The sequence below is a fragment of the Planktotalea sp. genome, assembly GCF_018607965.1.
In the GTDB taxonomy this organism is placed as follows: domain Bacteria; phylum Pseudomonadota; class Alphaproteobacteria; order Rhodobacterales; family Rhodobacteraceae; genus Planktotalea.
The window spans coordinates 1-7,704 of the sequence record NZ_JABBAM010000089.1 but is presented as its reverse complement, the minus strand read 5'-3'; the positions used below and the strand labels follow the sequence as shown (position 1 = coordinate 7,704).

10 protein-coding genes are annotated in these 7,704 nt (G+C 51.6%); 5 read left to right on the top strand and 5 right to left on the bottom strand.

The genetic code is table 11. The features are described from left to right. The 3 genes from QZ279_RS08560 to QZ279_RS08550 all read left to right on the top strand — a co-directional run. Nucleotides 1-521 (top strand): S1 RNA-binding domain-containing protein (locus tag QZ279_RS08560; protein ID WP_293449949.1); only part of this gene is annotated, 521 nt, incomplete at its 5' end. Between the two features lie 128 nt (nt 522-649). Then, complete coding sequence (aqpZ, locus tag QZ279_RS08555; protein ID WP_293449948.1) at nt 650-1,330, top strand: aquaporin Z; 681 nt, start codon at nt 650-652, stop codon at nt 1,328-1,330. 271 nt (nt 1,331-1,601) lie between these two features. Continuing rightward, nucleotides 1,602-2,219, top strand: a complete 618-nt coding sequence (locus QZ279_RS08550; RefSeq protein ID WP_293449947.1) for a hypothetical protein — start codon at nt 1,602-1,604, stop codon at nt 2,217-2,219. Nucleotides 2,220-2,293: 74 nt separating this feature from the next. Here QZ279_RS08550 and QZ279_RS08545 read toward each other — a convergent pair whose 3' ends face one another. Beyond that, on the bottom strand, nt 2,294-2,947 hold the full coding sequence (locus QZ279_RS08545) for a peroxiredoxin (protein WP_293449946.1): 654 nt from the start codon (nt 2,945-2,947) through the stop codon (nt 2,294-2,296). A gap of 164 nt (nt 2,948-3,111) precedes the next feature. Between QZ279_RS08545 and QZ279_RS08540 the strand changes: the two genes are divergently transcribed. Both QZ279_RS08540 and QZ279_RS08535 read left to right on the top strand, forming a co-directional pair. After that, entirely contained in the window at nt 3,112-4,542 is a 1,431-nt protein-coding gene (locus tag QZ279_RS08540; protein WP_293449945.1) for an aldehyde dehydrogenase family protein, read from the top strand. A 487-nt stretch (nt 4,543-5,029) separates the two neighbouring features. Continuing rightward, nucleotides 5,030-5,947 carry a hypothetical protein gene (locus QZ279_RS08535; protein ID WP_293449944.1) on the top strand — a complete coding sequence of 306 codons (918 nt, stop codon included), beginning with the start codon at nt 5,030-5,032 and terminating at the stop codon, nt 5,945-5,947. 96 nt (nt 5,948-6,043) lie between these two features. On the opposite strand, the gene QZ279_RS08530 is transcribed toward QZ279_RS08535, so the two are convergent. The 4 genes from QZ279_RS08530 to QZ279_RS08515 form a co-directional block, all read right to left on the bottom strand. Next, entirely contained in the window at nt 6,044-6,292 is a 249-nt protein-coding gene (locus QZ279_RS08530) for a hypothetical protein (RefSeq protein WP_293449943.1), read from the bottom strand. Then, on the bottom strand, nt 6,283-6,471 hold the full coding sequence (locus QZ279_RS08525; RefSeq protein WP_293449942.1) for a hypothetical protein: 189 nt from the start codon (nt 6,469-6,471) through the stop codon (nt 6,283-6,285). The genes QZ279_RS08530 and QZ279_RS08525 overlap by 10 nt, the downstream gene beginning before the upstream one ends. Nucleotides 6,472-6,480: 9 nt before the next feature. Further along, nucleotides 6,481-7,290, bottom strand: a complete 810-nt coding sequence (locus QZ279_RS08520) for a sigma-70 family RNA polymerase sigma factor (protein ID WP_293449941.1) — start codon at nt 7,288-7,290, stop codon at nt 6,481-6,483. Between the two features lie 18 nt (nt 7,291-7,308). After that, nucleotides 7,309-7,704: YciI family protein (locus QZ279_RS08515; protein ID WP_293449940.1), on the bottom strand; the 396-nt coding region annotated here is incomplete at its 5' end.

Below are 7,704 nucleotides of genomic sequence, written 5' to 3'. Positions count from 1 at the left end.
TGGGCAAAGCCATCTCTGGCGCGCAGGAATTCTCTGTGCACGCTCCTCGCATCGAAACTATGCAGGTTCCAACAGACAAGATTCGTGAAGTCATCGGTTCTGGCGGTAAAGTTATCCGTGAGATCGTTGAAGTGTCTGGCGCGAAAGTGGACATCAATGACGAAGGCATCATCAAGATTGCTTCGCCAAATGGTGAATCCATCAAGAAAGCCTACGACATGATCTGGTCAATCGTAGCCGAGCCAGAAGAAGGTCAGGTTTACGACGGTAAAGTTGTGAAGATCGTAGACTTCGGCGCGTTCGTTAACTTCTTCGGCAAGCGCGATGGCCTTGTGCACGTATCTCAGATTGAGAACCGTCGCCTCAACCACCCGTCTGACGTTCTTAAAGAAGGTCAGGACGTTAAGGTTAAGCTTTTGGGCTTCGATGATCGTGGCAAGGTTCGCCTGTCCATGAAAGTTGTTGACCAAACAACTGGTGAAGAAGTTTCTCCAGAAGCGGCTGAAAAGTCTGACGACTAAATCTTCTTTTAATTTGAATTAGAAAAGCCCCAGTGGAAACGCTGGGGTTTTTTTCTTGGCGTTATTCCCCGTTCGGTGCAGAAATAAGCCCGCTAAAAGTCCCTTACAAAATAATAAAGGGACACATCATGAAAAAACCTCTCGCAGAATTCATTGGCACATTCACACTCGTACTGTTCGGTTGTGGCGCAGCCGTTATCGCTGGTGGCGACATTGGCCTCACAGGCATCAGCTTTGCATTCGGCCTTGCACTGATTGGCATGGCATACGGCATCGGCTCTGTCTCAGGTTGCCACATTAACCCAGCGGTAACGCTTGGTGTTGTTGCATCTGGCCGCATGAGTATCAAAGACGCAGTTCCATATATCATCGCACAAATCGCAGGTGGTATCGTGGGCGCGCTTGTTCTGATAATCATTGCGACGGGTAAAGCAGACTACACAGTTGCGGCAAACGGACTTGGCCAAAACGGCTGGGGTGCGGGTTATCTTGGTGAATACACGATGAGCGCTGCGTTCGTGTTCGAAGTTGTTGCGACCTTCTTATTCTTGGTTGTTATCCTTGGATCAACAGGTGCTGGTGCGCCATCTGCAATGGCAAGTCTGGCGATTGGTCTTGCACTGGTTGTGATCCACTTGGTTGGTATCAATGTCACGGGCGTATCTGTGAACCCTGCCCGTTCTATCGGGCCAGCCTTGTTTGCAGGCGGCACAGCGATCGCTCAACTTTGGTTGTTTATTGTAGCGCCCATCATCGGCGCGGTTGCGGCTGGTTTCTTGTTCAAGTCAGGCTTGCTAGACGCTGAGTAAAAACAAGGGGGCATACGAGCCTGTTTTCCCCCTTTATTTACGGTTCATTAAGAACCAAACAACTATCAGTACAACAGTGTCTTCACTCACGGTTTGTACCGCGATCCCTGCCACACCTTCCCTCGTGGCGGGGATCAGATCACAACGCTTTAGTGTGACAAAACTACTGCATGAAAATTTCGAAACTCGCCCTTAGGTTGATCTGAAATTAGATATGTTAAAAATGATCCTTAGAATATTAGATTCGAGGACTGATTATGAAAAAATTCTTTTGACAGCATCTGCAATCGCACTCCTATCCAGTGCCGCAGTCGCACAAGACAGCAACCTTCGTTTTGGCTTGGGTGTTTCCACATTGGGGCCCACCCTTGAAGGGGCCTACCGCCTAAATCAAAGCTTTGCACTGCGTGGCGTGCTATCCGGTGGACTGGGTATCAATGGCGCACAAACCATTGACGGCGTGAAATACGACACCAAAGGACAATTGGGTGGTTTTGCACTGCTAGCCGACTACTACACGGGCGACACAGGCTTCCGCGTTTCTGGCGGTGCGTTTATATCCAACACAAACTTCAGCGGATCGACAACTGCTTCTCCTACCAATCCGATTACGGTCGGCAACACAACATTGACAAGCGGCGAAACAGCAAGCGCCAGCGTAGAATTTGCGCGCAAGGTTTCACCCATGCTGACGGTTGGATATGATTGGAATATCGGCCAGCGCTTCACGCTAAGTGGTGAAGTCGGCGCAATCGGAATGGGCGGCTTGAACGTCTCTGTTGTTGCACCCGCAGCCGACGTTGCGCGTGAAGTACGTAACATCAACGATGAGCTTTCCCAATTTGGCGTTTTTCCATACATCGCCATCACGGGCAGCTTCCGCTTCTAAACACGTCTTTCAGAACAATAAAAAAGGCCCAGTACTTTCGCTGGGCCTTTTCACATTTTAGCACATTCGCAAATTTACGAAGGCAACTTCGCTTTGCGCAAATACGGCAACACTTGTTCAAACGATCCAAACCGCTGTGTTGCATCCTCATTCGAAACCGTAGCAGGAATAATAACGTCCTGCCCCAGTTCCCAATTCGCAGGCGTCGCAACACCGTGCTTGGCCGAAGTTTGCAATGCATCCAAAGCGCGCAAAATCTCTGCAAAATTACGGCCCACTGTCATTGGGTAAGTCATCGACAGCTTCAACTGCTTGTCTGGTCCAATGATGAACACAGAGCGCACAGTCGCGCTATCGGCTGGCGTGCGCCCATCGGGCAAATACGCCTCGGCAGGGAGCATATCAAACGCCTTAGAAACCGCCAAACCCTCATCCGCGATAATCGGGAAACCAGCCGTGGTGCCCGCGACTGTCTCAATGTCGCCTTTCCACTTCTTGTGATCCTCAACACCGTCCACAGACACACCGATTACCTTGGTACCGCGCGCGTCCCATTCGCTGGCAAGTTGGGCAACTGCACCAAACTCGGTCGTGCAAACAGGCGTGAAATCCTTGGGGTGTGAAAACATGATCGCCCAAGCATCGCCAATCCAATCGTGGAACTGAATCGTCCCCTGATCCGTGTCGGCGGTGAAATTCGGAACGACTTCATTGATGCGAAGACCCATAACAGTACCCTTTCTTGTCGCTATTCAAATATAACTTGTCTTAACTTAGGTGCTCGACAGTTCACTTACATCCCCTCTCTTGCGCCAATGTGCGCGGGGTGACAGAGTGCCGCTGATTTGCAGGGGATCGCCCCTGTTTGCAAAGATTCTATGGGAGACCTTCAATGCAAGAGCACCGTCAATTTTATATCAATGGCGCATGGGTAAATCCCGTCGTCGCAAACGACTTCGATGTGATTGATCCATCCACAGAAGAAAAATGCGCCGTCATTTCCTTGGGTGGTCAAGCTGACACAGACGCAGCCGTTGCCGCCGCAAAGGCCGCATTTGACAGCTGGTCCCAAACATCCAAAGAAGAGCGCATCGCGCTGTTGGAAAAGCTGCTCAAAATCTACAACTCACGTCAGGAAGAAATGGCACTCGCGATGTCCATGGAAATGGGCGCGCCCATCGACATGAGCCGTGCGAACCAAGTAGGCGCAGGCAGCTGGCACCTTGATGGTTTCATCAAAGCCTTCCGCTACTTCAAATTCGAGTCTGAGTACACAGCAACAGAAATGACGCTGAAAGAGCCAATCGGCGTCTGTGCATTGATCACGCCTTGGAACTGGCCAATGAATCAGATCGTTCTGAAAGCGATCCCGGCAATCGCGACGGGCTGTACTGTCATTCTTAAACCCTCCGAAATCGCGCCGCTCTCTGGCGTTCTGTTTGCTGAGTTCATGCACGAAGCGGGCTTCCCTGCTGGTGTGTTCAACTTACTCAATGGCGATGGCATAGGCGTTGGCTCACAGCTATCCATCCACCCAGACGTGGACATGGTCAGCTTCACGGGCTCTTCCCGAGCGGGCATCCTGATCTCCAAAGCCGCCGCAGACACGCTTAAGCGCGTTAGCCTTGAATTGGGTGGCAAAGGCGCGAACATCATCTTCGCCGATGCAGGCGAGCGCGCGATGAAATACGGCGCTGATCGTTGCTTCCGTAACTCTGGCCAGTCCTGTAACGCCCCAACCCGTATGCTGGTGGAGCGTTCCGTGTATGACCAAGCGGTCAAGGTCGTGTCCGAGGCAGCTGAGAACACATCAGTCGGCCCAGCCTCTGAAGAGGGCAAGCACATCGGACCAGTCGTGTCCAAAGCGCAGTTCGACAAAATCCAAGGTCTGATCGAAGTCGGCATGGGCGAAGCCAAGCTGGTCGCGGGTGGCCTAGGTCGTCCAGACGGCTTGAACCGCGGCTACTACGTCAAGCCAACGGTCTTCGCGGACGCAACCAACGACATGCGTATTTCGCAGGAAGAAATCTTTGGCCCAGTACTGGCGATGATCCCCTTCGATACCGAAGAAGAAGCCATCGCAATCGCCAACGACACGCCCTACGGTCTGACCAACTACGTCCAGACACCCGACGACGAAAAGCGCCGCCGCGTAGCACGTCGCCTTCGCTCTGGCATGGTTGAAACCAACGCCCAAGGCTTTGCACAGGGGTCCCCATTCGGTGGCTACAAGCAATCCGGCAACGGTCGCGAAGGCGGTATCTTCGGTCTGGAAGAATTCCTCGAGATCAAGGCTGTGTCCGGCTGGAACGGCAAATCCTAAACCACTAGGGTTCTTTAAAATAAACAATGCGCCGGAGCTTTCTCTGGCGCATTTTTCTTTGCTAGGTGGATCGCGAAAGCTGACTTTGATGCAGAATGCAGCGAATGTAGACTGCTAGCCCAAAGTGCTTGATGCTACACGATTAATTATTGGCTGCTTTCCAAAAATGAACATGTTGTCACATCAGTGTTGGTCTGATCATGTTCACAGATGCTGAGCGCTCTTATTCTTTCTGTCGTGGTTTTGTTCGGGGCAGTGTTGATCTGGCCCAGAGTTGCCAATTCAATCCTTTGGCGGGCGACGATAACTCCTCTGGCTTCGATTATCGGAAGTGGCTTTTTGGTTTTAGGGCCAATACTTGATGTCAGTTATGGTGGGTATGCGCCCTTGGTCATGATTGGCCTGTGTATGTGCGATTGCATATTTGTTTGGGAGCGCGATTAGGTTTAATATTGCGGACATAGAAACGAACACTTCGCAATCTGCCTTGCTCGTCAGGCTCGAAGTTGCTGCTTCAATCGTTCTTACTTTCGCGTTCATTGTATCCGTAGCCTATTATTTGAACCTTTTCGGTGCCTTCGGGGTCAGTCTCACAGATCTGAATGACAGTTTTCATGCCAACCTATTAACGACAGCCGTCTTCATGTTGATCTTATTTACCGGCCTAATGCGCAGTTTGTCGGCACTCGAGCGGATGGAACAAATTTCTGTCGGCTTAAAGCTGGCAATTATTGCGGGTCTCATAATCGGCCTTGTAGTGCACTTCGGGCAGTTGAGCGGTGAGGGCGGATTAAAGTTCGATCAGCCACAGGTGACTGGATGGGCCAGTGTCACCCTCATGGCGGGGTTGATAGTGACTGTTCAGGGGTTTGAAACATCGCGCTATCTGGGTGCGACTTACGACGCGAAATTGCGCATCAGGTCTATGCGGTTAGCACAATGGATTTCGACAGCAATCTACTGTCTTTACATCGTCCTTCTGACCTATGCCTTTGAAAGTGATCCGCTTTCGTTGGATGAGACGGCGATCATTGATTTGATGCAGGTTGTTGCCCCGATCTTGCCACTGCTTCTTGTCGTGGCTGCGCTAAGCGCCCAGTTCAGTGCCGCAATTGCAGACACAAGCGGTTCAGGCGGCTTGATGACAGAAGTCACCAAAGGCAAGGTCACGGAAAAATTCGCCTATTCACTTTTGGTTGGCATCGGTGTTTTGTTGACTTGGACTGCAAATATATTTGAGATCATCAGCTATGCATCGCGCGCCTTTGCGCTGTATTATTCCATACAAGCCATCATTGCTGCGATCCGCGCGGCTGATCGGGGTTTGACAGGACGATCATTGCTTTTTGTCACAATGGGAATTTTAGGTGGAGCCATAACTTTGTTCGGCACACCCGTTGAGTGAAAACGGACTTTGGTTTCTCAACGACCAACGGCGGCTTCGTCCCGCAAAGCTGCCAGTCGAAGAAGATCAGCGTTGCATGCGCAATAAACATTGACCCTAATTCAAATACCCAAGCTTACTACGAATGAACTCTGCTTCTGCCGCGTTCCGCGTGGACTCCAGCGCCAGACCCAGCGCGTCCTTAGCATCACGACTTAAACCAAGCCGCTCAAAAACCTCTGCACGGGCCAGATGAAACCCTACATAACTCTGCATGTCCTTAAGCACGGCCAACGCCTCTAGGGCGCTTGCAGCCTGCTCAACCTGCCCCGCCATAGACAGCGCCACAGCTTGATTTAGGCGCACAAAAGGGGTTTTTCAAACTGCAAAAGCACTGAATACAGATCAACAATCTGCGACCAGTCCGTCGCGTTCCAGTCCGCACTATTTGCGTGAACACCGCTAAGCGCGGCCTGAATTTGATATGGGCCAACGCGCCCTTTCGCCAAACTCGCCTGCAAAATAGATGTACCCTCGTCGATCATTTCCCTATTCTAACGCGCACGGTTTTGCTGCTCAAGCGGGATCAATTCACCATCCTTACCAACCCGTGCGGTGCGCCGTGAATCATGCAACAACATTAGCGCCAAAAGGCCCTGAACCTCGCATTCTTCGGGCATCAACAGCGCGGCAATCCGCGTCAAACGGATCGCTTCATTCGACAAATCCACCCGCGTTAAGGCATCCTCAGAACTCGCCAAATACCCTTCGTTGAAAATCAAATAAAGCGTGCGCAAAACAGAACTCAACCGATCCGGCAAGTCATTCGCCTCAGGCACTTTATACGCGATCCCAGCCCTCACGATCTTTTGCTTTGCGCGGGTAATCCGCCGCTGCATTGCTTCACCCGTATCCAGAAAAGCCGCCGCTATTTGATCGGTGCTCAGCCCCCCAAGTGAACGAAGCGTTAACGCAACGCGCGACTTTTCGGCCAGTGCGGAGTGGCAACACTTGAAGATCATTTGTAGACATTCATCGGGAATCACGCCGCGTTCCTCTTCGTCTTCAAAGCTGTTTTCCAGATCATAAAGATAGCTCAACTCGGCACGTTTCGCCGCGAAACCCTTGTCACGCCGCAGCCTGTCAATCGCTTTACGCCGCGCCACTTGCAATAACCACGCGGCTGGGGATCGCGGCAATCCAGTGCGCTCCCAATGGCTAAACGCACTGATAAGCGCATCTTGCATGCAATCTTCCGCCAATTGAAAATCGCTCAGCGTCTTGACCATCACCGCCAAAATGCGCCCCCACTCTTCTCGAACAACCCGTTCGATGTCGTCCTTCAAAGCGTGCGGAAGCATCATTTCGCAGCGAAACCCTGATTATTCCCAGACAACGACAGGACGGACTTCAATCCGGCCATATCCAGACGCCGGAATCATCGCGCTGATTTTGATCGCATCGTCCAGATCTGCGCACTCAAGCAGGTAATACCCGCCCAGCACTTCTTTCGTTTCCATGAATGGGCCGTCCATCGTTTCGGTCTTTCCATCGCGCACAGACACTGTCGTCGCGGTCTCAACCCCTTGCAAAGCATCCCCTGCCACCAAACGTCCTGTTTCTTGGACATGTTTGGTTAAATCCCCAAAACCCTGCATCATCGCACCAAACTCTGGTGTTCCATGAACGGGCTGGTTAGCGGGATCTGAATAGATAAGACACATAAACTGCATGGTATTTTCCTCATTTTGGATCAAACGCACCGTGCGTCCGTATAC

What these genes read in the sequence shown, in the direction of transcription:
- aqpZ (WP_293449948.1), top strand. Translation starts at nt 650, where the DNA reads ATGAAAAAACCTCTCGCAGAATTCATTGGCACATTCACACTCGTACTG.
- QZ279_RS08545 (WP_293449946.1), bottom strand. Translation starts at nt 2,947, where the DNA reads ATGGGTCTTCGCATCAATGAAGTCGTTCCGAATTTCACCGCCGACACG.
- QZ279_RS08540 (WP_293449945.1), top strand. Translation starts at nt 3,112, where the DNA reads ATGCAAGAGCACCGTCAATTTTATATCAATGGCGCATGGGTAAATCCC.
- QZ279_RS08525 (WP_293449942.1), bottom strand. Translation starts at nt 6,471, where the DNA reads ATGATCGACGAGGGTACATCTATTTTGCAGGCGAGTTTGGCGAAAGGG.
- QZ279_RS08520 (WP_293449941.1), bottom strand. Translation starts at nt 7,290, where the DNA reads ATGATGCTTCCGCACGCTTTGAAGGACGACATCGAACGGGTTGTTCGA.